The 23,069-nt window shown below is 70.1% G+C and carries 20 protein-coding genes; 13 read left to right on the forward strand and 7 right to left on the reverse strand.

Going from position 1 to position 23,069, the window contains the following annotated elements; translation table 11 throughout:
* Nucleotides 1-2: 2 nt before the first annotated feature.
* Complete coding sequence (locus LBW94_RS12610; protein ID WP_266270752.1) at nt 3-566, reverse strand: hypothetical protein; 564 nt, start codon at nt 564-566, stop codon at nt 3-5.
* A gap of 515 nt (nt 567-1,081) precedes the next feature.
* Here LBW94_RS12610 and LBW94_RS12615 point away from each other — a divergent pair.
* Both LBW94_RS12615 and LBW94_RS12620 read left to right on the forward strand, forming a co-directional pair.
* On the forward strand, nt 1,082-2,377 hold the full coding sequence (locus LBW94_RS12615) for a polysaccharide pyruvyl transferase family protein (protein ID WP_225054382.1): 1,296 nt from the start codon (nt 1,082-1,084) through the stop codon (nt 2,375-2,377).
* A 30-nt stretch (nt 2,378-2,407) separates the two neighbouring features.
* Nucleotides 2,408-3,223, forward strand: coding sequence for a glycosyltransferase family 2 protein (locus LBW94_RS12620; protein ID WP_225054381.1), 816 nt, complete (start codon nt 2,408-2,410; stop codon nt 3,221-3,223).
* A gap of 4 nt (nt 3,224-3,227) precedes the next feature.
* On the opposite strand, the gene LBW94_RS12625 is transcribed toward LBW94_RS12620, so the two are convergent.
* Together LBW94_RS12625 and LBW94_RS12630 are read right to left on the reverse strand one after the other, a co-directional pair.
* The gene (locus tag LBW94_RS12625) at nt 3,228-3,830 is read right to left on the reverse strand and encodes an MspA family porin (protein WP_225054379.1); all 603 of its coding nucleotides are present in this window, start codon (nt 3,828-3,830) and stop codon (nt 3,228-3,230) included.
* 20 nt (nt 3,831-3,850) lie between these two features.
* A complete protein-coding gene (locus LBW94_RS12630; RefSeq protein ID WP_225054377.1) occupies nt 3,851-5,059 on the reverse strand; it encodes a methyltransferase domain-containing protein in 1,209 nt (402 codons plus the stop codon).
* Between the two features lie 62 nt (nt 5,060-5,121).
* On the opposite strand from LBW94_RS12630, the gene rfbC reads away from it, so the two are divergent.
* Complete coding sequence (gene rfbC, locus LBW94_RS12635) at nt 5,122-5,691, forward strand: dTDP-4-dehydrorhamnose 3,5-epimerase (protein WP_225054376.1); 570 nt, start codon at nt 5,122-5,124, stop codon at nt 5,689-5,691.
* A gap of 60 nt (nt 5,692-5,751) precedes the next feature.
* Here the strand turns inward: rfbC and LBW94_RS12640 are convergent, their stop codons facing one another.
* From LBW94_RS12640 to LBW94_RS12655, 4 genes are read right to left on the reverse strand one after another with little or no spacing between them, the layout of a single operon-like run.
* Entirely contained in the window at nt 5,752-6,780 is a 1,029-nt protein-coding gene (locus LBW94_RS12640) for an NAD-dependent epimerase/dehydratase family protein (protein WP_225054373.1), read from the reverse strand.
* 3 nt (nt 6,781-6,783) lie between these two features.
* On the reverse strand, nt 6,784-7,434 hold the full coding sequence (locus LBW94_RS12645) for a PIG-L deacetylase family protein (RefSeq protein WP_225054372.1): 651 nt from the start codon (nt 7,432-7,434) through the stop codon (nt 6,784-6,786).
* Nucleotides 7,428-8,213, reverse strand: coding sequence for a glucose-1-phosphate cytidylyltransferase (locus tag LBW94_RS12650; protein WP_225054370.1), 786 nt, complete (start codon nt 8,211-8,213; stop codon nt 7,428-7,430). Before LBW94_RS12650 ends, LBW94_RS12645 begins: the two co-directional genes overlap by 7 nt.
* Entirely contained in the window at nt 8,210-9,460 is a 1,251-nt protein-coding gene (locus LBW94_RS12655) for a class I SAM-dependent methyltransferase (protein WP_225054369.1), read from the reverse strand. Before LBW94_RS12655 ends, LBW94_RS12650 begins: the two co-directional genes overlap by 4 nt.
* Before the next feature lie 504 nt (nt 9,461-9,964).
* Here LBW94_RS12655 and LBW94_RS12660 point away from each other — a divergent pair.
* The 10 genes from LBW94_RS12660 to LBW94_RS12705 all read left to right on the forward strand — a co-directional run bounded on the left by LBW94_RS12660 (nt 9,965) and on the right by LBW94_RS12705 (nt 23,043).
* Nucleotides 9,965-11,452: a sugar transferase gene (locus LBW94_RS12660; RefSeq protein ID WP_225054367.1), complete on the forward strand. Its 1,488-nt coding sequence runs from the start codon at nt 9,965-9,967 to the stop codon at nt 11,450-11,452.
* A gap of 44 nt (nt 11,453-11,496) precedes the next feature.
* Entirely contained in the window at nt 11,497-12,558 is a 1,062-nt protein-coding gene (locus tag LBW94_RS12665; protein WP_225054464.1) for a glycosyltransferase family 4 protein, read from the forward strand.
* A complete protein-coding gene (locus LBW94_RS12670) occupies nt 12,555-13,700 on the forward strand; it encodes a glycosyltransferase family 4 protein (RefSeq protein WP_225054365.1) in 1,146 nt (381 codons plus the stop codon). Before LBW94_RS12665 ends, LBW94_RS12670 begins: the two co-directional genes overlap by 4 nt.
* Nucleotides 13,693-15,018: a lipopolysaccharide biosynthesis protein gene (locus LBW94_RS12675; RefSeq protein WP_225054364.1), complete on the forward strand. Its 1,326-nt coding sequence runs from the start codon at nt 13,693-13,695 to the stop codon at nt 15,016-15,018. The genes LBW94_RS12670 and LBW94_RS12675 overlap by 8 nt, the downstream gene beginning before the upstream one ends.
* Nucleotides 15,015-16,019: a CgeB family protein gene (locus LBW94_RS12680; RefSeq protein ID WP_225054362.1), complete on the forward strand. Its 1,005-nt coding sequence runs from the start codon at nt 15,015-15,017 to the stop codon at nt 16,017-16,019. Before LBW94_RS12675 ends, LBW94_RS12680 begins: the two co-directional genes overlap by 4 nt.
* 66 nt (nt 16,020-16,085) lie before the next feature.
* A complete protein-coding gene (locus tag LBW94_RS12685; RefSeq protein WP_225054360.1) occupies nt 16,086-17,681 on the forward strand; it encodes a hypothetical protein in 1,596 nt (531 codons plus the stop codon).
* Nucleotides 17,672-18,991 carry a GNVR domain-containing protein gene (locus tag LBW94_RS12690; protein WP_225054358.1) on the forward strand — a complete coding sequence of 440 codons (1,320 nt, stop codon included), beginning with the start codon at nt 17,672-17,674 and terminating at the stop codon, nt 18,989-18,991. The genes LBW94_RS12685 and LBW94_RS12690 overlap by 10 nt, the downstream gene beginning before the upstream one ends.
* Nucleotides 18,981-20,336 (forward strand): glycoside hydrolase family 55 protein, encoded by a 1,356-nt coding sequence (locus LBW94_RS12695; protein ID WP_225054356.1) that lies wholly within the window; start codon nt 18,981-18,983, stop codon nt 20,334-20,336. Before LBW94_RS12690 ends, LBW94_RS12695 begins: the two co-directional genes overlap by 11 nt.
* Complete coding sequence (locus LBW94_RS12700; RefSeq protein WP_225054354.1) at nt 20,333-21,706, forward strand: GNAT family N-acetyltransferase; 1,374 nt, start codon at nt 20,333-20,335, stop codon at nt 21,704-21,706. The genes LBW94_RS12695 and LBW94_RS12700 overlap by 4 nt, the downstream gene beginning before the upstream one ends.
* Nucleotides 21,706-23,043 carry a glutamate-1-semialdehyde 2,1-aminomutase gene (locus tag LBW94_RS12705; protein ID WP_225054352.1) on the forward strand — a complete coding sequence of 446 codons (1,338 nt, stop codon included), beginning with the start codon at nt 21,706-21,708 and terminating at the stop codon, nt 23,041-23,043. The genes LBW94_RS12700 and LBW94_RS12705 overlap by 1 nt, the downstream gene beginning before the upstream one ends.
* Nucleotides 23,044-23,069 lie beyond the last annotated feature (26 nt).

Below are 23,069 nucleotides of genomic sequence, written 5' to 3' on the forward strand. Positions count from 1 at the left end.
GACTAGATCAGGCCGGAGACGTCCACATCGGCGACCGCGCCGCTCTGATCGGACCGGTAATCCACCCGTGTCTGGCCGACCCTGTTGTCGGCGATCTTGATGCAGATATAGGACCCGGACGGGATCTTCGTCCACGGCAGCGCGCCGGCATAGTCCTGGCGGGTGCGGCAGTCCTGATAGGACGGCTGCTGGGCGCCGAAGAAGGACAGTGCCGCACCGTCGCCGGGCGACAACGCCACCGGAGTGGGATTGAGGTCGCCGGCGCCGCCCAGGGGAAACCATTGGGACGGTTGATGGACGACCACACCGTTCCCCGTGGCCACGCGGACATCCACCGAACCCGAGGTGTACACCGCAGGAGCCGGGCCGTCGCCACCGAGGTGCGAGGTCGCGGGCGCCGGAGTGCCCGGCGCCGGGTGCGCCGAAGTCTTGTCGTGCACGATGAAGCCCGCGGCGGCCAGTGCTCCGATCAAACCGGTGATCGCCGTTATCCAGACCGGACCGAAGTCGCGGAGCCTGGTGCGCGACTCCCCACCGGAATTCCGCCCCGGATATCCTCCTGCCACGATTGCGGAGCCTACTCCCGGACGAACGGTCCGTTCGTGAAGAAATACAACAGGCAACAGGCAACCGGACAAATGGCTAATTCGTTCGGATGCCGGGTACCGACCGGTTTCGATACTCGGGGCCGGAGTGGTTCGCCGCCTTTCGGATTCGGGTAGCCGGCTACGCGGGCGCAGTGGGGGTCGGGTATACCAGACTCGGAGTACGCCGCCGTGTCGTTCCGATTCTCGGTGCGATTCTCCGTGCGGTCGTGAACAAAGTGCGGAGTATGGAATGAGTTTTTCACATCGCGTCCGGCAACGGCCGGGTGCGGGCGGCGTGTCCAGGGCCGGGACGCGACAGTGGATCGCGTCGGGCGCAAGCGGGTACGGGGAATCGTGACATTGTTGATATCGAACACTTTTCACGCCGGCGCACAGATGTGGCGGAGCCGTCACGCATGCGATAGGTTTGCGGCGACAAATACTGCTTCACCGAAGGACGGTCCGGCGGTTCACGGCGTCACAGGGAGGCAGAGATGAGTGATTCCGGCGTGCGACCGGGGGGTGGCGACATTCGCATCGTGGTCGAGAACGGGGAATATTGGCTCCGCAATCGCGGGGACATCGCGATGATGGCGGTGACCGTGGCGCGGCTGCGGGAACGGTGGCCGGGGGCGCGGATCGGGATGCTCACCGATCAGCCGCGGATTCTGCGGGCGCTGCTGCCGGAGGCGGAACCGTTGTGCCTGGGTGCCGGGGGTGCGTGGGAGCAGCCGGGGGGCCGGTTGGCCGCGGTGGCGGCGTTGCGCTGGCGGGCGGCCACGGATGGGCCGAAGTCGCGGGTGCGGGCCTTCCGCGCGCGGGTGCGCGGCGGCGGGGACGAGGGGGCGGGCGAACCGGAGCAGCCGCCGTTGCCGGCGGCGGTCGCGGAGGCCGATCTCGTGATCGCCCAGGGTGGCGGTTATATGACCGATGTCGATCGGTATCAGGCGCATCGCACCCTCACCTTGCTCGAACACGCGCAGTCGCTGGGCATTCCGACGGCGATGATCGGGCAGGGGTTCGGGCCGATGGAGGATCCCGGTCTGCTGGAGCGGGCCGCCAAGGTGTTGCCGGGGGTCGGGGTCATCGCGTTGCGGGAGGGGCGGCGGGGGCCACAACTGCTCGGCGAGCTGGGGGTGGCGGCGGAGAAGGTGCTGGTCACGGGGGACGATGCGGTGGAGCTGGCGTACGGGTTGCGGCCGGCGGAGATCGGCGGTGATCTCGGGATCTGTCTGCGGGTCGCCGACTACGCGCGGGTCGCGGACCGGGCTCGGGTGGTGCTGGGTGAGGTGGTCCGGGCGCGGGCGGCGGAATTCGATGCCGCGCTGGCGCCGCTGATCATCTCCGAATACGACTCCGAGGATCGGCGGTGCACGCTGCCGTTGCTGGCGGGGGCGGGACGCACCCGGGCCGCGGTCGGGCGCGGGGGTACGGCCGAGGATGTGGCGCGGCAGGTCGGGCGCTGCCGGGTGGTCGTGACCAGCGCTTATCACCTGGCCGTCTTCGCACTGTCGCAAGGTGTTCCAGCTGTGGGGCTGACCGCCTCACGTTACTATGATGACAAGTTCCACGGTTTGGCCGACATGTTCGGCGCCGGGCTGCGGGTGGTGAGCCTCGATGACGATCTCGAGCACACGCTGACCGCCGCGGTCCGGGAGCTCTGGGACGACGCGCCGGCGCTGCGGGATCCACTGCGGCAGCGGGCAGTCGAACAGATGGATCTGGCTCGGGCAGGGCTGGATCGGGTATTCCGGCTGGTAGAGGGTTCCGCCGGAGACCGAGGCAGGTGAGGAGTACGGGTCATTTCTCTCTCGATCTGCGTGCCGGCCTACAACGCCGCCGGCACGCTCGCGACCACGATGCGGTCGATCCTGGATCAGGACGTCGAATTCGAACTGGTGGTGCTCGACAACGCGAGTATCGACGGGACCGGTGACGTCGCACTCGGTTTCGACGATCCGCGGGTGCGCGTGCACCGCAACGACCGGGTACTGCCGATCGGCGCCAACTGGAACAAGGCCGTCGAGATCTCCTCGGGCGAGCTGGTGAAGGTGGTGTGCGCCGACGACATTCTGCTGCCGGGCACGCTGGGACCGCAGCTGGAGCTGATGCGGGACGGCCAGATCGCCATCAGCTCCACGAAATTCGATGTGATCGACGAGGCCGGTGAGGTCGAGGACAGCGGACTGGGCCTGCCCGGCCTGGTCGGCGCGCAGTCGGTGCTCTCGCTGATGCGGACCATCGTCCGGCACGGGCCGGCCGAATTCGGGCCGACGGCGGCGGCGATGTTCCGCCGCAAGGACTTCCGGCGCGTGGGCGGCTTCCGCGGCGATCTGGTGTTCCCGATGGACGTGGACCTGTTCGCGCGGGTCTGCGAGTTCGGGGCCTTCTACGGAATGTCGGATGTGACTGCGGCGTGGCGTAATTCGTCGTTCAACCTGTGCAGCCGGACCTCCACGGTGTCCAAGCTGACCGAGCTGGCCCGCTTCCACCATCGGCTCGGCCGCGAGTATCCGCACCTGGTCGCCCGCGGCGACGTGGTCGCCGGTGATCTGCGGCTGGTGCGACAGGCGTTGGAGCGGTTGCAGATCCGGGCGACGGCGCTGGCGCGCCGGCGGCCGGATCTGCTGCGCTGACCGGTCAGATCGTGGAGGTCGGACCGTAGGTGACGACGGTGTCACCGGAGTTGCTGACGACCTTCACGAACGGGCGGATCGAGACCTGCCCGAGCACTCCGGTGACCGTGCCGTGGAAGCCCGACATCCGGATGGAGCCCTCGGCTCCGGAGATGTCGCCGCCGGCGCATTCCACCGTCTGGATGCCGGGGCCGAAGCCGACCGACATCTCCACCCCGGCCCGGGGAATCAGATCGAAGATGTCGACCTGGGTGTTGGTGCCCACCTCGACCTCGAGGCCGGGGGTCTGGTACTGGAACTTCAGCTTGCCGTCGAAGGTCGCCGGGTAGCCGACCATGTAGCCGATGGTGATGTGGCCGTGCCAGTCGTCCACCTTGTCACCGGTGATCTGGTAACCGGCGGTGCCGGAGTGGAACCATTCCCGGGTCATCGGATTGTTGTCCAGCGGCGGCACGAAGTCGATCCGGGTGTCCGACTCGATGGCCTGGATGTTGCGCTGGTCGTGATCGACGATGCTGCTGACGCTGTCCACCCCCGCTCCGGCGATACCACCCCCCAACACGACCACCGCGGCGGCGGATGCCACGGCGGCAGCGACGCGCACCACGGCGCGACGAGAGTCTTCCCTCACTGTTCCCCACTTCCCTCATCAGGTGACACGCCGAATTCATTGTGGCGCATACGATTACGGCCTCTGTGGGACGGCGATGGCCCACCGGCGTACGAACTGCGGCTTCCGGCGAGCCGCGGCACCTCCGGCACCCAGGCGTCGCGCAGCTCCGGCAGCGCCGCCCGCACCTCCGCGAACAGGTCGGGCAGGGTCAGCAGCACCCGGTCCGGCCGGGCGGCGACCAGCTCTGCGGGAGCGATGATCGGTATGTCGGTCCCCGGCATCCGGCGACCGTGCTTGGCCGGTGACGCGTCGGCCACGGCGGCGAGCAGGCCGCGATGCAGGCCGGCCCGCGCGAACAGCGCCACCGCGCGCGAGGCGGCGCCGTAGGCGAACACCCGATTACCCTGCGCGGCTTCACTTTCCAGCCAGGCGCGCAGCTCGCCCACCTGCCGGTCGGCGGCGGTCTGCAAGGCGGCGACCACGGCCGGATCGACACTGCCGGTGTCGGCGGCGCGCAGCCGGCGCAGGGTGGCATCGGGTGTGGCGGGTTCGTGCCCGGCGGCCACCAGGACGGTGCCGCCGTAGAGGTCGAATTCCCATGCGGTCCTGGGATGCAGCCCAGCGCCGCGCAGCAGCGCGGTGAGGGCGGTCAGCGAGTAGTAGGCGAAGTGGCCGTGGCGCAGGGCATTCCACTGCCCCTGGGCGACGATGACGGGCAGGGCGTGGAATTGCAGCAGCAGCACCCCGCCGGGGCGCAGCGCCGCGGCGCGGGCGGCGGCGGCCGCGCGCTGGTCCGGCTCGTGCATCATGCCGAAGCTGTCGATGACGACATCGGCGGGCTCCGTGGCGGTTTCGGTGAAACCGCGGGCGGTCAGCAGCGGTATCCAGGTGCCGCCGTGCGGGCTGCCGAACTCGCGGACGGTGTGCCCGGTCAGCACGCCCGCGGCCGCGGCCACCGCGGCGGCGGCCTGATCGCGCAGGGCCTGCGGTTCCACCGCGCGCGGTTCGGCCACCACGGTGTCGTCGTCGGCCAGCTGGGCCAGGCCGCAGTCGCGGCACAGGTCCATGGCCAGCGCATGCCTGCTGTCGGCGGTGACCGGCATCGTCAGCGGCGGAAAACTGTCCGCGGCGAACATCTCCCCCAGATCCAGCACCCGGTCCAGAGTCGTCGCGGCACAGGCCCGGCAGCCGCGGGCCGGGGCGGGGTCGAACCGCACGGTCATGCCGCCACCCCACCCGGGCGGGCCGCTGCGCGGGCAGCCCCGGTCCATGGCACGATGCCGGGGTGCGTATCGAGCAGACCGACCTGGCCGACGTATTGCTGCTGGTCCCGCAGCCGTTCCGCGACGACCGCGGCCTGTTCACCCGGACCTTCGACGCCGACGAATTCGACGCGCACTGCGGTGTTCCCGGTGCGGCGGCGGCCTTCGTGCAGGACTCGCAGTCGCGGTCGGCGCGCGGGGTGGTGCGCGGCATGCACGGCCGGTCCGGCCGCGGCGAGGCCAAGCTGGTGCGCTGCGCGCACGGCGCGGTGCACGACGTCCTGGTCGACATCCGCCCGGACTCGCCGACCTTCGGCCGGCAGCAGGCCTTCCGGCTGGACGACGAGGACTTCCGGCATCTGTACGTCCCACCGGGTTTCCTGCACGGATTCCAGGCGCTCACCGCGACCGCCGACGTCTGCTATCGGATCGATCGGCCGCACGACCCCGGTGAGGATCTCGGGGTGGCCTACGACGATCCGGAGCTGGGCATCGACTGGCCGCAGCCGGTGACGGTGGTGTCCGCCCGCGACCGCGCGGCCGGGGACTGGGCCCGCCTGCTCGGCGCGCTGGGAGTGCCCGGCGCGCGGTGACCGGCGAGGCGATCGGGAATCACGCTCCCCCGCCCGGGAAATGTACTGCGGGAACACGGATCACGTCCCGATCGCGACGCGGCGCAGGGATTCGTCGATCACGCCCGCGGCGGTCAGATCCCGTAGCCGGGCCAGCCGGGTGAACCGGGTGGCGAAATCGTCGGCGGTGAGCCCGCGGGTGATGTACTCGCGGTACAGTTCCGCCGCGCCGTCGGCGATGCTCCACTTCGCCCGGTAACCCAATTCCGTTCGCGCCCTGGCGAAGTCGACCCGATAGGAGCGCGGGTCCGGACCGGTCTCGTTGGTGATCGCCAGCGTCGAGCCGGGCACGACGTCGACCACGGCACGGGCGATGTCGGCGACGGTGAGGTTGTTGGACTCGTCGCCGATGTTGTACGCGCGGGCCCGGATCCGGTCGGCGGGCGCGACCAGGCAGTCCGCGAACGCGGTCGCGATGTCGGCCGCGTGCACCAGCGGCCGCCACGGCGTGCCGTCGGAGAGCACCCGGACCTCACCGGTCAGCACCGCGTACCCGACCAGGTTGTTCAGCACGATGTCGGCGCGCAACCGCGGCGAGAAGCCGAAGGCGGTGGCATTGCGCAGGAACACCGGGCAGAAGTTCGCGTCGGCCAGTGCCGCCACATCGTCCTCCACCCGCACCTTGCTCTCCGCGTACGGGGTAAGCGGCCGCAGCGGCGTGTCCTCACCGACCAGCCCGTCCCCGGCGGCGCCGTACACCGAACAGGTCGAGGCGTACAGAAAGCGTTGCACCCCGGCGGCTTTCGCGAGCTCCGCGAGCCGCACCGAGGCGTGGTGGTTGATGTCGTGGGTGATCCGCGGCGCCAGCGCGCCCAGCGGGTCGTTCGACAGCGCCGCCAGGTGCACCACCGCGTCGAAGCCCGCCAGCTGCTCGGCGGTCACCTCGCGCAGATCGGCGACGATGCCGGGTGGATCGCCGGGCAGCGGGCCCAGCACGCAGTCGGCGAAATACCCGATGTCCAGGCCGATCACGTCGTGCCCGGCGGCGCGCAGCACCGGCGCCATGACAGTGCCCAGATAGCCCTGATGGCCGGTCAGCAGTACCCGCATCGGTCATGCACCTCCGAAAGTGACTGTGGCCTTGTCGATCACGAACGCCTCGGCATACGCGCTGCGGCACTGCACACCGCGCAGCCGGGCCAGGGCGAGGAAGGTCTGCTCGTCGAACCAATCCCGATCACGCTGGGACGGATAGTGTTTCAGCAGCAGCTCGGCCTTGCGGGCCGCGAGCTCCGGGGACAGCGGGCAGAACAGCGTCGGCCGCGGCGTATCGGTTTCCCACTTGACGATCTCGTAACCGAGGATCAGATGGTCGCGGAACTCGGTGGGGGCCAGCCGCGCCAGCAGCCGGTGGTCCTGATGGGCGTCGCCGGGCTGCGGCGCGAACACCAGGTCCGGCTCGCCGGCCGCGCGCAGCCCGGCCACCGCCGACTTCACCGCGTCCCAGTGCGCGGGCGTGCGGCCGTCCGGCAGCGACAGCACGGTCAGCTCCAGCTCCGCGCCGGGGCAGAAATCGGCCAATGCGGCGTGCTCCTCGGCCGCTCGCGGCGTGTCGCCGCCGCTCAATACCAGCGCCCGGACCCGCAGGCCCGCAACCGATTCCGCGAGCGCGAGCAAGGTGCCGCCGGCCCCGATGGCGAGGTCGTCGCAGTGCGCGGCCAGCAGTGCCACCTCCCGCACGCCACCGGTGTGCAGGGTCAGCATGCCGCCTCGCGCTCCCACACCATCCACGGCCGCAGACTGGAGTGGTAGGCGGCGTCCAGTTCGGCGCGCTCCTTGAAGGTGTCGGCCGGTTTCCAGAAACCCAGATGCTGATAGCCCAGCAGGCGGCCCTGTGCGGCGAGCCGGCCGCAAGCGTCCTCCACCAGGTCGCCGCCGGGCGGCAGCAGATCGAAGACCTCCTGGGTCAGCACGAAATAGCCGCCGTTCTCCCACAGCGGCAGCTTGGCGACCGGGGTGATGCGCTCGACCTCACCGGCGGCGTTGACGTTCACGCAGTGGAACGACGACTGCGGCGGCACGATCATCATCGACGCGGCGGCCCCGGAGGCGACGCACTTGTCGATCATCTCGTTCAGCGGCGCGTCGGTCAGCACATCCGCGTAGTTGGCCAGGAAGTACTCCTCACCGGCGAGATGCCGACGCACCCGGCGCAGCCGTTCGCCGATCGCGGAGTCCAGGCCGGTGTCGACGAAGGTGATCGTCCAGTCGCTGATGTCCGAGGAGAGCAGTTGCACCTGCCCGTCCCGGATGACGAAATCGTTGGAGTCCGACTCCTGATAGGTCAGGAAGAAGTTCTTGATATGGGTGGCGCCGTAACCCAGGCACAGGATGAAGTCCTTGTGCCCGAAGTGCGCGTAGTAGCGCATGACGTGCCAGATCAGCGGCCGGGGTCCGACCAGCTGCATCGGCTTGGGCACCGGATCGTCGGCGGCGCCGCGCATCCGCATACCGAATCCGCCGCAGAACAGGACGACTTTCACGATCTACTCCCTGACCGGTCTCCGGCGAGTTGTGCATGATGCAGGGTGGGCAGCGGATACACCAGCTGCCCACCCCAGGAATCGACGTGCCGCAACTGCGCGGTGATCTCGGTCTCCAGATTCCACGGCAGCACCAGCACCACATCCGGGCGGTCGGCGTCGATGCGCTCCGGCGGATGGATCGGGATGCGGGTGCCCGGGGTGTACCGGCCGTGCTTGTAGGGATTGCGATCGACGGTGTAGGACAACAGATCCGGCCGGATGCCGCAGTAGTTGAGCAGGGTGTTGCCCTTGCCCGGGGCGCCGTAGCCGACCACGCTGCGCCCGGCCGCCCGGCAGTCCAGCAGGAAGCCGAGCAGTTCCGCGCGCACCTGTTCGGCGCGCTCCCGCAGCACGGAATACCCTGCGACGGCATGCAATCCGGCCGCCGCCTCGACGGCCAGCACCTCGGCCACCCGGGGCCGCACCCGCGCCACCGGGTCGGGCCGGGCCCACAACCGCAGCGAGCCGCCGTGGGTGGGCAGCAGCTCCACGTCGACCACGGTCAGCCCGGCGGTGGCCAGCGCGCGCTGCGCGGAGGCGACCGTGTAGTACTGGAAATGCTCGTGGTAGATGGTGTCGAACTGTCCCAGTTCCACCAGGTTCAGCGCGTGGTGCACCTCGATCGACAGCCAGCCGTCGTCGGCGAGCAGTCCGCGCAGCGCGTGGGTGAAACCGAGCAGGTCCGGGATGTGCGCGTAGACGTTGTTGGCCACCACCAGATCCGCCGGCCCGTGTTCGGCCCGGATCGCGGCCGCGGTGTCCTCGTCGAGGAAGGCCGTCACCGTCGGCACGCCCTTCGCGCGGGCGGCGGCGCCGACGTTGTGCGACGGCTCGATCCCCAGGCACGGGATACCGGCCGCGACGGCGTGTTGCAACAGGTAGCCGTCGTTGCTGGCGACCTCCACCAGGAACGAGTCCGGCCCCAGGCTCAGATCGGCCGTGGCCTGCTCGACGAACGCGAGCGCATGCTGCACCCAGCTCTGGGAATATGACGAGAAATAGGCGTACTCGACGAAGGTGTCCGCGGGGGTGATCAATGCCGGTATCTGGAGCAGGAGGCATTCCTCGCAGATGCGCAGATGCAGCGGGAAGGTCGTTTCCGGCAGGTCCAGCTCGGCGGCCGTGAGGAATTTTTCGCAGGGCGGGGTCGCACCCAGATCGAGCACACTCGTCAAACGATCGGAATGGCACAAGCGACAACGCACGAGCAATTTCCTCTGATTCTTTACCGCCTCATCGGGGTCGGACAAAGCCCTCGCGCCCGTTCCCTCCTCGGCATACCCTACAACATCGATCGGGGTTTCGCGCCACCGTGGTGGGGTATCACAAGTGAAGATACCGCCCGGACTCCTGCATCTTTTCGGACAAGAGTTCATAAAAATTCGGAAACAAACCTTGCGCCCGGGAGTCATTTACGCTGGTGGTGACCGACGTCGCAGGTTCGCGTTACGGCCGCATGTCTGATTAGGGGGGCATTAGGGGGTGATTAGGGGATTGATCCTTCGGTTGGTCCGGTTACCCCACGACACCCCCGGAATGCAATATCCAGCCGGACAGCCCGAGGTGCGCCGCACGGCGCGGGACGGTACATTCTTCTTTCGGCACCCAAATGCCGCCCACTCGTCAGTCTCAATGGTGTGAATCCCTTATCGGGGGGACCGGTCGGCGGGATCGGAGCCGCGTTCCACCATGGGGGAGGTTTGTTTTTCATGCGTTTCGAAATGCGAGCGCGCGCGAATGCGCGCGTCATCGGTCCGCCGCGCTCCGAACGCGAGCGCTGGCAGCGTGAATACGAGCGCTGGCTGCGTATCGGCGATCTCGTGGTGATCGCCGCGGCCGTGGGTGTGGCACACGTCATACGTTTCGGTGGTTCGGCGAATCCGCCACTGGCCATCTCACTTCCGCTGGAGGTGCGCTACACGGCGGTGTCGGCATTGCTGGCCCTGGTCTGGGTGGCCTGCCTGACCGGCGCCGGCACCCGTTCGCCGCGGATCTTCGGCAACGGCACCGAGGAATACCGCAGGCTGCTGTCCGCGACGGTGACGCTGTTCGGGCTGATCGCCATCCTGTCGCTGATCTTCCGTTTCGACATCGCCCGCGGGTATCTGGCGATCGCGCTGCCGCTCGGGCTGGCCGGTCTGTTCGCCCAGCGCTGGTGGTGGCGCCGCTGGCTGACCCGGCAGCGACTGCTGGGCACCTGCGAGATCCGGGTGCTGGTGGTGGGCAGCCCGGATGCGGCCGCCGCCATGGTGGCCGCCTTCTCCCGTGACCCCGGCTCCGGATACCAGGTGGTCGGGGTCTGCACCCCGGAAGCCATCGGACCCGGTCTGACCGTCGGCAAACACACGATTCCCGTGGTGGGCGACGACCGGTCGGTGCTGGCCGCGGTGCGGTACACCCAGGCCGACACCGTCTCGGTGACCGCCACCGACGATCTGGGCCCGGCCGATTTCCGGCGGATGGCCTGGGAACTGGATCAGATCGGGGTGGAACTGATCGTCGCCCCCGGCCTGGTCGACATCTCCGGCACCCGCCTCACCCACCGGCTGGTGGCCAGCATGCCGATGCTGCATGTCGGCAAGCCGCAGTACGACCGGGCGCGGTCGATCGGGAAGGCGGTCTTCGATCTGGTCTTCGCCCTGACCGCGGTGACGATGCTCGCACCCGTGCTACTGATGATCGCGGCCGCGGTGAAGCTGACCAGCGCCGGACCGGTCTTCTATCTGTCCGAGCGCATCGGCCGCAGCGGCGAGCCGTTCGCGATGATCAAGTTCCGCAGCATGTACACCGACGCCGACAAGCACATCGAGAAGCTGATCGCCGAACAGGGCGGCAATCCGGTGTTCTTCAAGATCAAGAACGATCCGCGGGTCACCGCGGTGGGCCGGGTGATCCGCAAGTACTCCCTCGACGAGCTGCCGCAGTTCTTCAACGTGCTGCGCGGCGAGATGAGCGTGGTCGGCCCGCGGCCGCAGGTACAGCGCGAGGTCGACTCCTACGACGGCGTGATGCGGCGCCGCCTGCTGGTCAAGCCCGGACTCACCGGGTTGTGGCAGGTCAGCGGCCGGTCGAATCTGTCGCCGGAGGACTCGATGGACCTGGACCTGTCCTATGTGGAGAACTGGTCGATGGTGCTGGATCTGATGCTCGTCGCCCGGACCGTCGGCGCGGTGCTGCGCGGCGAGGGCGCCTACTGATGCCGGCGGCCGCTGACGTCGCGACCACCCCGGTCCGGGTGCACATGACCGGGTCGGAGTGGTTCGCCGCCGTGCCCGGCGGGTTGAACCGCTACTTCACCGATCTGTACGGCGCGCTGGCGGGCCGGGCGGATGTCGAGGTCACCGCCGCGGCCTTCGGACCGGCGCCCGCGGGCGGCCGGTCCTGGGGTCCGGTGGGCGGTACCACCCTGCACCGTGCCCGGACCGCGCTGCTGGATCGCCGGGACCTCGGCCGGAACACCGTGCTGGACCGGCATTTCTGTCTCTACGGCCCGGTGGGCGGCGGACGGCTCGGCAATCAGCCTACGGTGGTGCACTTCCACGGGCCCTGGGCCGCCGAGAGCCGGATGTCCGGGGAGGGTCCGCGGGCCGTCCGGGCCAAATACCTGCTGGAACGGGTCCGGTATGCCCGCGCCGACCGGTTCGTGGTGCTCTCCAGGTATTTTCACGATGTGCTCGTCGACGACTACCGGATCCCGCCCGATCGCATCGCGATCATCCCGCCCGGCGTCGACCTTCCCGCGACGCCGGGCCCGGCCGCATCCCCGGCCGACGCACCGCCGATGGTGTTGTGCGTGCGGCGGCTGGAACGCCGCATGGGGATCGACGTGCTCATCGACAGCTGGCCCACCGTGCTGGACAAGCATCCCGAGGCGCGGCTGGTGATCGTCGGCACGGGCACGATCGCCGCGGAACTGCGCGAGCGCGCGGCGGGGCTGCCGTCGATCGAGTTCACCGGCTTCGTCGACGACGACCGCCTGGACGCCCTCTACGCGGAGGCCACCCTGACGGTGGTGCCGACGCTGGCCCTGGAAGGCTTCGGCCTGGTCACCCTGGCCGCGCTCGCCGCCGGCCGGGCGCCGGTGGTCACCGATTGCGGTGGCCTGCCGGATGCCGTACGCGGACTTGATGATTCACTGATCGTGCCGGCCGGGGACCGGGAGGCGCTGGCGGCCCGGCTGGTCGCCGCCCTCGACGGCGACCGGCCGGATCCGGCCCACTGCCGGGCGCACGCGGCGACCTTCTCCTGGACCGCCGCCGCCGATCGCCACCTGGCTCTCTACCGGGATCTGGTCGGCGTATGAAGGCCGTCTTCATCGCCCACACCGCCGCACCCTCCGGCGCCGAACTGGCCACCCTGCGGCTGGCGTCGGCGCTGCGGCCGCATCTGGACACCGCGGTGGTCTACACCGCCGACGGGCCGATGCTGGCCCGCACCCGTGAGCGCGGCATCGAAACCCGTTTGCTGGCAAACACTTTCGACAGCCGGGCGATGACCATCGCCGGGGCGGCGGATCCGCGGCGGCTGCTGGCCGGCGCCGCCGGACTGCTGCGGGTGGGCTGGGCGCTCGGCGCCACGGCCCGGGAACTGGACGCCACCGTCCTGGTCGCGGGCAGCACCAAGGCCCTGCTGATGGGCGCGGTGGCGGCCCGCCGCGCGGGCGTGCCGCTGGTCTGGCAGGTGCACGACCGGATCACCGCACAATATTTCGGCCGCGTGCTGGCGCCGGTGATCCGGCTGCTGGGCCGGTGCGCCGCGCACGGCTGCATCGCCAACAGCCGGGGTACCCTGCGCACACTGTTCACCTGGCGGCAGCCCGCCGTCGTCGCCTATCCCGGACTGGAACCCGCACCCGAGACTCCCCGGGCGGCACAGCGCGAACCCGAGGACACCGTGGTCGCGGTGGTCGGGCGACTGGCGCCCTGGAAGGGTCAGGACCTCTTCCTGCGCGCGCTCGCCGCCGCGAAATACCGTCCGCGGCAAGTGTTCCTGGTCGGCGGCACCTTCTTCGACGAGGAGCCCTACCGGGCCGGGCTGGAGGCGCTGGCCACCGAACTGGCGCTGCCGGTCACCTTCACCGGTCATGTCGACGATCCGGAGGCCGTGCTGCGCGAGGCGGACGTCCTCGTGCACTGCTCGATCCTGCCGGAGCCGTTCGGCCAGGTGGTGGCCGAGGGCATGCGCGCGGGCTGCGCGGTCGTCGCGACCCGGCCCGGCGGGCCCACCGAGATCGTCGAGTCCGAGGTGAGCGGGCTGCTCGTGGACGCCGGCGACGAGGGACAGCTGACCGCGGCGCTGGACCGGTTGCTCGGCGACCCGGCGCTGCGGACCCGGCTCGCCGACGCCGGCCGCACCCGGGCCGCGCAGTTCGACATCACCGAATCGGCCCGCGTGGTCGCCCAGTTCCTCCCCTCGGTGCGACGAAAGTGGTTGCGGCATGGTTGATTCCGGCACTACGACCGAGGCGCCCGAGCGCCGCGCGAACGGGCAGGGGATCGGCGCGGTCCTCCGCGACATCGGCTTCGTCAGCTTCGGCAAATACGGCCAATACCTCATCACGGTCGTCACCCTGCCGCTGATCTCCCGCCTGCTCGGCCCGCACGGTCTCGGCCTGCTCGCCATCGGCATGTCGGCGTATTTCATCGGCTCGCTGCTGGTGGACCTGGGGATCACCTCCTTCCTCGCCGCCAAGGTGCACGATCACGACGAGCCCAGCGCCCGGCCGGGCATCAACCGGTTGCGCGGCACCTATCTGGCCATCCGGCTCACCACACTGGGTGTGCTCGGGCTGGCGCTGCTGGCCGGACTCGCCGCGCACGTGCCGCCGAATGTGCACATGATCCTGCTGGGCCTGTTCTCCGGCGGATTCTGGTCCGTCTCCGAGGACTGGCTGCTGATCGGCCAGGGCCGGTTCGGCGCGTCGACGCTGTACCAGGGCGCCGGGCGCATCATCTATCCGGTGCTACTGATCGCCCTGCTGCCGCACTTCGAGACCGCCACCATGGCGATGCTGTGCCTGCTCGGGTCGTCCCTCCCGACCGTGGTGCTGACCTGGTGGGACGCGTTCCGCCGGTTCGGGCCACCCGGACGGCCGCACCGGACCCGGGAGGTGCTGCGCATCGGGGCGCCGGTGCTGGTCTCCCGGGCCCTGGTCACCAGCTACGGGCAGGGTTCCGCGGCGGTGTACTCGGCGGTGCTGGACGCCGCCTCGCTCGGCCTGTACTCCGCGGGCGACCGGCTGGTCCGGGCGATCCAATCACTGCTGGATCCCATCGGTTTCGCGCTGCTGCCCCGCATGGCCAAGCGCAGCACGGAGGATTCGTTCTGGCGCACCTCGATTCGCGGACTGCTGGGGTGCGTGGCCATCGCGGTGCTGGGCGTGCTCAGTGTGCAGGCGCTGGCGCCGGTACTGATCCACGTGATGTTCGGCAGCGAATTCACCCGTGCCATACCGCTGCTGCGCGTCGAGACGTGCATCCTGCCGGCCACCACCGTCACCTCCTTCGTCACCACGGCCATCCTGCCGGTCCGGCAGGACACCGTCGGGGTGCTGATCGGCGCGGTCATCGGCACCTGCATGGCGGCCGGCGGACTGCTGTTCGCGCTGCACACCCATTCGGTGTGGACCCTGGTCGTCGGCACGGTCTGTGCCGAGTTCAGTGTCATGTTCTGGTACATCGTCCGGGTGCGATGGCTCATCGTCCGCGAGCGTGCCGCCGCGCGGTACCCGGCCGGCCCGGTCCACGAGGCGGAGGCGTCGTGAAGATTCTCTACATCGGCGACGACTGGGTGGGCAGCAACGCCCGGTCGCTGGCCGACGGTTTCCGCGAGGCCGGTCACGAGGTCCTGGTGGTCGACTCCACGAGTGTCACACTGCCGCCGCGACTTTCGCCGCCGTGGATCTACTCCAAGCTGGCCCGCCGTCGCGCCGGATGGGACGTGGCCGCGGTGCACGACGAGATCGACCGGCTGGCAGCCGATTTCGCGCCCGACGTGCTGTTCGCCTTCAAGGCCGTGCATCTGGATCAGCAACGGCTGCTGTCGGTTCCGGCACGGGTGCGGATCCACTACAGCCCCGACGACGTGTCGAATCCGGAGAACACCAGCCCCGCCTACCTGGCCCACGAGGCGGGTTGGGACCTGATCGTCACCACGAAGCGGCACAACATCACCGAGCTGCGGGACCGCGGCGCGCGGGCGGTGACCTATGTCGCCAGCGCCTACGATCCGGCCTGGCACCGGCCCTGCGCGCGCCGCGGCGGCGACCGGTTCCTGGTCGGCTTCATCGGGGCGCGCCGCCCCGACCGGACCGGCCTGCTGGTGGATCTGGCCCGGGAACACCGCGCGCGGCTGGCGGTCTACGGTCCCGGCTGGCGGCGGGAGCCCGGCCTGCTGCGCGCCGGGGCGACCGTGCGCGGACCGGTGTACGGCGAGCACTTCTCGGTGGCGGTCGCCGCGACGACCGCCAACCTGGTGCTGCTCAACTCCGCCAACCGCGACACCCACACCTGCCGCAGCTTCGAGATTCCCGCCGCCGGTGGACTTTTCGTCGGCGAACGGACCGATGAGCACGCCGCGCTGCTGGCCGAGGACAGCGAATGCTTCCTGTTCTCCGGCGACGCCGAGTTGCGCGAGATCCTGGACCGGTGCGCCCGGCATCCCGGGCAGGCCGCCAAGGTGGCCGAGGCCGGATATCGGCGCATCGTCTCCGGTGGCCACCGTTACGTCGATCGCGCCCGCGAGATCATCGATGCGATCGCGTGAGTTCCGGGGCGCCGGAGCACGCCCGATGATCGCCGGCGGCCGGCCCGGCCCGGCGCGGGCCCCGCGATGAACGGCTCGGCGTCGACGGAAGTACTGCTGGTGGCCGGCGCGCTGGGGATCATCGTGCTGGCCGCCTTCCGGCTGTCCGGGCCGATGCGGGTGTTCCTGATCGCGCAGGGCGCGTTCTGGGGGCTGTCGTACATCGCGGTGCCGTCGGTGCTGCTGACGGTGCAGCCGGATCCGCAGTACGGCGACAACCTGCCCGATCCGCGCCTGGCGGTACTCGGTTACGACCCCGGCATCGCGGCCGTGCTGCGGCCGGTGGTGTTCGGATTGTGGCTGTACGCCCTGATCGTGGTCGGCTACACGTTCTGGGCCCGGCGGCGCCGGACACCGGGGGCCGTCACCGGTTCCGGTTACTACGACGGGCCCGGCGGCGACTACCGCGCGCCGATCGCGAACAATCAGCGGTTCATCCGGACCCTCCTGGTGCTCTACGCCGTCGGGACCGTGGGCCGGCTGGCCGCGTTCGCCACCGGAAACGGCGGCAAGGCGGGCGAATTGGAGAGCCCGAACGCGATCCTCAACCTCGTCACCATCCTGGCCACCATCGGCGCGCTCGGACTGCTCATCTACGCCCGGCCCACCACCGGGCGCGGCATGCTGCTGATCGTCGGCGGCCTGACCTTCGGCGAACTGCTGTGGACGGCCGCCGTGCAGTCCAAGACCCCGATCATGGGCGCCGCGCTCGCGCTCGCCGTGCGCTTCGCGATGACCGGCTGGACCCGGCGCAAGGTGGTCACGGTCCTGGTGCTCACGGTGCTCGCCATCGGCGGCTTCGGCTGGTTGCAGTCGCTGAAGGCCAACGACGAGGCCAAAACGCAGTCCGTGCTGGCGGATTCGAGCTATCCGTCCTCGGTGCGCCCGTTCCTGAGCCTGTTGCGCCGGTTCGACGGCCTGGAGGCGGCGACCGACGCCTACTACGCCGGACCCGAATCCTGGCTGACACCGGACCAGACGCTGACGCACGCGCTGCAAACCCTGGTGCCGACCCAGTTGCTGGGCACCGAGAAGTTCCAGTCCGGCGCCGCCTGGGCGTCGGAGGTGCGCGGGCAGTCGGTGGACATGTCGGGGGTCGAGGTCTCGCTGGCCGAGGGCAACATCAACGAGGGCTACGTGCTGGGCGGATACACCGGTGTCGCGCTGGACGTCACCTTCACCTTCGTGATGCTGCTGATCTGGGCTCGGGCACTATATAATCCGCACATTCCGATGCCGGTCTTCGGACTGGCCCTGATCGAGGTTCCGGTGTTGTTCGAGCGCGGTTTCCTGGGCGCCTTCGAAACGCTCGGAAAGTACTTGCAGGCCATGGTGCTGGTCTGGATGGTGTATGTACTGGTCGGTGAGTACCAGCGACGCCGGGCGACGTCTGCGACGCCGCGACTGCCGTCCGACGATCTCGAGAATCCGTCCCTGATCACCGACATCCTCGGCAATCCCTCGCTGGCCACCGACGTGCTCGGGAATCCGTCCCTCGTCACGGACGTCTATCCGAGCGCGGCGCCGGCCACCGATGTGCACGGGAATCCGTCGCTGGTCACCGACGTGCTCGACAACGCGTCACTGGTCACCTTGAAGATGAGAGCAGGACAATGGGTCTGACCGATTTCTGGCGGCTGGTCAAGCGCCGCTGGCCGATCATCGCCACGGTGTTCGTGCTCTGCCTCGGCGCCTCCTACGGCTACCTGCGCACGCTGCCGGTGACCTACACCGCCTCGAGCACCTGCTACGTCACGATGGCGACCGGGACCTCGGTCAACGACTCCTACCAGGGCGGCATGGCCGCGCAGCAGCGCGTGCGTTCCTACCTCGGCCTGGTCACCAGCGAGGCCGTGGCGCAACGGGTCAAGGACCAGCTCGGGCTGAGCGTCTCCGCCGGTGAGCTGCGCGGCCGCATCGCCGCGGCCTCGCCGCCGGCGACCACGATCGTGGTGGTGTCGGTGCACGACTCGACCGCCGAGGGGGCGCGGCGGCTGACCAACGAGGTGGTCTCGCAGTTCCGGGCGCTGGTCGACCAGTTGGAAACCATCCAGTCGGATGCCGCGCCCGCGGCCCGGGTGGCCGTCGTCGACCAGGCCCAGACCCCGTCCGCGCCGAGCGGTCCGCAGTCCACACGCATTCTGGCGCTGGGCGCTCTGGCCGGCCTGGTGCTGGGCCTGCTCGCGGCCCTGGCCCGGCAGCGGCTGGATCGCCGGCTGCGCAGCTCCGAGGAGGTGGCGACGGTGGTGCCGGTGCCGATCCTCGGCATCGTCGACGAGGGCCGGCCCAGCGCGGCCGGTGAGCTGCGCCGGTTGCGCACCCGCGTCACCGAACATCCCGATGTCCGGACCGTGCTGGTCGCCCCGTTCTCCCCGAACTCCAGGCCGGAAGTGGCGATCGGGCTGGCGCAGTCGCTCGGCGACGCCGGGGCCCGGGTGGTGCTGGTCGACGCCGATACCGGTGGCCACGGCAGTTCCGAACATCTGTCGGTGAAATCCGCGATCGGCCTCGGCGAGCTGCTGAAGCACGCCAGCCCGCTCGACGATGCCGTCATCCCGTGGGAGGAGGCCGGGATCTGGTTCCTGCCGGTCGGCGCGGTCGACGAGCACACCTCGGATCTGCTGGCCTCGCGGCGCTTCGCCGAGATCATGGCCAAGTTGCGCAGTGAATTCGACTACATCGTGATGGAGTGCGCCGCGGTCACCGCGGCGGCCGACGCCGTCACGCTGGCCGGCTGCGCCGACACCACCCTCGGGGTGGTGGAGTTGGGCCGGACCACCAGCACCCAGGTGAACGCGGCGGTGGCGACCTTCGGAGCCGGCAGCCCCCGGCTCGGCGGTGTGGTGGTGCTCTCGCTGCCGCCGCGACGCCGCAAGCTGTTGTCCCGCTCGAGTGGAGCCAAGAGTGGCAGTGGAGCCAAGAGTGGTAAGTGATTCCGTGCACCGCCGGCGGCTGCTGGCGGTGACCCTCGGCGCCGCTGCCGTCGGGTCGCTGGCGGCGTGCTCGTCACCGGAGGAGCCCGGACCGGGATTCCGGTCGCCGCACGTGACCGATGCCCCGGCCGCGCGCAACGTCCGCGATTTCGGCGCGGTGGGCGACGGCAAGGCCGACGACACCGCCGCCCTCGCGGCGGCGGCCGCGGCCGCCGGCGATCGGCCGCTGGTGCTCTACCTGCCCGCGGGGACGTACGGGGTGACGCGCTGGCCCGACCTGCCCGACTACGCCACCATCCTCGGCGACGGGGCCGATGTCACCACCGTCGCCTACACCGGTGACGACACGCTGATCGCGCTGCGCGGCAAGCAGCGGGTCCGGTTCACCCGCCTCGGTTTCTACCTCTCGGGCCCGCGGTCGACGGCGATCCAGCTGACCGGAAGTTTCCGCTGTACCTTCGATTCGGTGGTGCTGCGCGGAAATCATCTGTCCAGCAATTTCCCGCAGTTCGCCGGTCAGCGCGGCGTGGTGCTCGACGGCAACACCGGTGGCGTCGCCTTCCTGAACTGCGACATCAACAACTTCGGGTTCGGGCTGGTCACCTCGTGCATCCAGAACTACATCACCTCCAGCAAGTTCACCAACAACCGGATCGGCGTCCTGGGCACCGGTAACGATCACAACGCCGGATTGGCGCTGTCCAACGTCGAATTCGTCTCCGACAACGATCCCCGGACCACCGACCGGCACATCCTCGTCGACGGCGCCGCGAACGACTGGTGGCTGACCAACGTGTGGTTCGAGGGCGCCGACACCGCGCTGTCGATCGGCGGTCCCGGCGGCGGCCCGGCCCAGTTCGGCATGGTCAACTGCAAGGTGGCCGCCCGCAACACCTGCCTCGACCTGATCAGCTGCCGGCAGCCCTATCTGGCCAACGTGCAGTTCGACCCCGACAGCGACACCCCACCGGTGGAGGTCCGCGTCGACCGGGTCGGCTGCCCCGAGGGCACCGCGATCAACCTCATCTCCGGCTCCCACGACGACGTCGACATCCGGGCCTTCCCCGACGGCTGGACCGTGATCGGCCGCAGCCGGGCCAACGCCGGCCGGTTCATCGGCACCACCATCGTGCAGGGCGCGGCCCCGGACACCGACATCATGCAGGTCCAGGATCCGAGCGGTACGGTTGTCGCTGCGGTGCTCCCCAGCGGCGCCTGGATGTCCGACCGACCGGACGGCGGCGTCGTGCTGCGGGATCCGACGGGCGGCTACTGGCGGCTGGCGGTCGGCGTCGACGGCGTGGTGCACACTGCACCGCTGGGCAAGGTACGACCACGAACGTGAGCGGGCAGTTGGAGCGATTGATACTGGGGCCGGTGCGGTTGCACGGCAGTACGGTCGTGATCCGGCCACCACGCTTGGACGATCACCGCGCCTGGCGGGCGGTCCGGCTGCGCGATCGAGCCTGTATCGAACCCTTCTGGCACAGCTCGAGACTCGGCTGGGCCGAGCGGCACACCGAAAGACAATGGATCCGTGAGTATCTCGAGGTCCGGGCGGAGGAGCGCGCGGGCCGGCAGGTGCCGGGGGTGATCGAGGTCGACGGGCAGTTCGCGGGGCAGTGCGACCTGTGCCGGCTCGACTTCGACAACGGTAGCGCGGAACTGAGCATCTGGGTCGACTCCCGGCTGGCCCGGCAGGGCCTCGCCTGTGTCGCCCTGGGCCTGGTGCTCGACCACGCCTTCGACACCCTGGGGCTGGAACGCGTCGTCGCCCCGATCTCGCTCGGCAACGCCGGGGCGGTCGGATCGGCCAAACGGCTCGGTTTCGTGCGGGAGGCGCTCATGTCGCGCTACTTCGACGCCGGGGGCGCCCGCCGCGACCACTCGCTGTGGGCCCTGACCCGCGCGGAGATACCGCCGAAGGGCTTCACGCAGCAGCAGATCCAGCTGGCACACGCGAGAAGTGATTCCTGGGAAGAGGTTTCGCACGAACCGCGGGACATCGTGCCGCGCACCGGAACCGCGGACCGCGCGAGCGGGGCGCCGACGAGCCGGGGGCACCGGCTGATCCGGAACGCGACCGTCCTGGCCCTGATCCTGCGGATGACCGCCGGCCGGATCCGGCGGCGGCTGCGCCTGTTGCGCGGCGACCAGCCGGTGCGACTGGCGGTGCCGGGCCATCCCGGTGTCGTGCTGCGCACCCGCACCCTCGCCGACGGCTCGCTGCGGCGGGCCGCGCGGGTACCGGACGGCACCCCGCCCGAACGCGCCGGACTGCTGCGCCAGCTGGTGCGCCGCCGCACCGGGTGGTGGCGCGAATTCGCCCGCAGCCGAGGCGGTTTGCGGTCGACCGGCGGGCTGGTGCTGGCGCTGGACGTGAACGGCCGCTACGCGGGCGAGTACCGCCTGTTCGACCTGGACATGTTCGACCGCAACGCCCGGCTGGCCGGCTGGATCGATCCGGCGCGCGCCGACCTCGACATCCGCCGGGCGGCGATCCGGGCGATGCTGGACCACGCCTTCGGCCCGCTGGGCCTGTACCGGGTGGCGACCGAGATCGCCGTCACCGACACCGAATCCGCCGCGGTCGCCGCCCACGCGGGACTGCTCCAGGAGGGGATCGTGCGCAACCACCTCGGCCGCACCGGTCATCGCGGCGACCACGGGCTCTGGGCGCTGAGCGTGGCCGAGCCGGACGGGGAGGGCCGCTGATGCGCAGCTTCGACCGCAGCAACGCCGCCCAGGAGCGGTTGCACGAACTGATTCCCGGTGGCGCGCACACCTATGCCCGCGGCTCGGACCAGTATCCGGAGTTCATGACCCCGATCCTGGTGCGCGGCAACGGGTGCCGGGTCTGGGACTGTGACGGCAACGAGTACGTCGAATACGGGATGGGGCTGCGCTCGGTCACCCTCGGGCACGGCTACCGGCCGGTGGTGGAGGCGGTGTCGCGCACCGTCGCCGACGGCGTCAACTTCTCCCGCCCGACCGAGCTGGAACTGCTCGCCGCCGAGGACTTCCTCACCCTGGTGCCCGGCGCGGACATGGTGAAGTTCGCCAAGAACGGCTCCGACGCCACCACCGCGGCGGTGCGGCTGGCCCGCGCGGCCACCGGCCGCGACACCGTCGCGATCTGCGATCAGCCGTTCTTCTCCGTCGACGACTGGTTCATCGGCACCACCGGGATGAACGCCGGCATCCCGGCCGCGGACAGCACCGTGCGGTTCCCCTACAACGATCTGGATTCGCTTGCTGCCGTGCTGGATTCGCATTCGGTGGCCTGCGTGATCATGGAGGCGGCGACGGCGCTGGCCGACCCCGCGCCCGGCTATCTGGCCGGGGTGCGCGCGCTGTGCGATCGGTACGGGACGCTGCTGGTGTTCGACGAGATGATCACCGGATTCCGGTGGTCGGCCGGTGGGGCGCAGGGGCTCTACCGGGTGATCCCCGACCTGTCCTGCTGGGGCAAGGCGATGGGGAACGGGTTCCCGATCTCCGCGCTGGCCGGTCGCCGGGAGTTCATGGAGCTCGGCGGCCTGCGCACCGAGCGGGACCGGGTGTTCCTGCTGTCCACCACGCACGGCCCGGAGACCGGTGCGCTGGCCGCCTTCCGGGCGGTGGTGCGGGCCTACGCCGAGACCGACCCGGTCGGCCGCATGGAACACGCCGGGCGCCGGCTGGCCGACGGCGTCAACGCCATCGCCGCGGACCTCGGCATCGGCGGCCACCTCGAGGTGCTCGGGCGGCCCTCCTGCCTGGTCTTCGTCACCCGCGACGCCGAGGGACGGCCGTCGCAGCCGTTCCGCACGTTGTTCCTCCAGGAACTGCTCGAACGCGGGGTGCTCGGGCAGTCCTTCGTCACCTCCGCCGCGCACACCGACGCGGATATCGACCACACCATCGAGGCGTGCCGGTCGGCCGCCGAAATCTACTGCCGCGCAGTGCAGCAGGGCAGTGTCGACGGCCTGCTGCACGGCCGTCCGGTGGCCCCGGCCATCCGCGCGCACGCCGCGCCCCGCTACATCGATCCCGTACGACAGGTGAGCTGATGGCCCCGTCGTGCCCACCGCAGGTT

It is taken from the genome of Nocardia sp. alder85J, assembly GCF_020176955.2.
In the GTDB taxonomy this organism is placed as follows: domain Bacteria; phylum Actinomycetota; class Actinomycetes; order Mycobacteriales; family Mycobacteriaceae; genus Nocardia.

Excerpts from the sequence above, each read along its gene's own strand:
- LBW94_RS12615 (WP_225054382.1), top strand. The coding sequence starts at position 1,082 with ATGAGTGATTCCGGCGTGCGACCGGGGGGTGGCGACATTCGCATCGTG.
- LBW94_RS12645 (WP_225054372.1), bottom strand. The coding sequence starts at position 7,434 with ATGCTGACCCTGCACACCGGTGGCGTGCGGGAGGTGGCACTGCTGGCC.
- LBW94_RS12630 (WP_225054377.1), bottom strand. The coding sequence starts at position 5,059 with ATGACCGTGCGGTTCGACCCCGCCCCGGCCCGCGGCTGCCGGGCCTGT.
- LBW94_RS12690 (WP_225054358.1), top strand. The coding sequence starts at position 17,672 with ATGGGTCTGACCGATTTCTGGCGGCTGGTCAAGCGCCGCTGGCCGATC.
- LBW94_RS12685 (WP_225054360.1), top strand. The coding sequence starts at position 16,086 with ATGAACGGCTCGGCGTCGACGGAAGTACTGCTGGTGGCCGGCGCGCTG.
- LBW94_RS12665 (WP_225054464.1), top strand. The coding sequence starts at position 11,497 with ATGACCGGGTCGGAGTGGTTCGCCGCCGTGCCCGGCGGGTTGAACCGC.
- LBW94_RS12675 (WP_225054364.1), top strand. The coding sequence starts at position 13,693 with ATGGTTGATTCCGGCACTACGACCGAGGCGCCCGAGCGCCGCGCGAAC.
- LBW94_RS12660 (WP_225054367.1), top strand. The coding sequence starts at position 9,965 with ATGCGTTTCGAAATGCGAGCGCGCGCGAATGCGCGCGTCATCGGTCCG.
- LBW94_RS12640 (WP_225054373.1), bottom strand. The coding sequence starts at position 6,780 with ATGCGGGTACTGCTGACCGGCCATCAGGGCTATCTGGGCACTGTCATG.
- LBW94_RS12705 (WP_225054352.1), top strand. The coding sequence starts at position 21,706 with ATGCGCAGCTTCGACCGCAGCAACGCCGCCCAGGAGCGGTTGCACGAA.
- LBW94_RS12670 (WP_225054365.1), top strand. The coding sequence starts at position 12,555 with ATGAAGGCCGTCTTCATCGCCCACACCGCCGCACCCTCCGGCGCCGAA.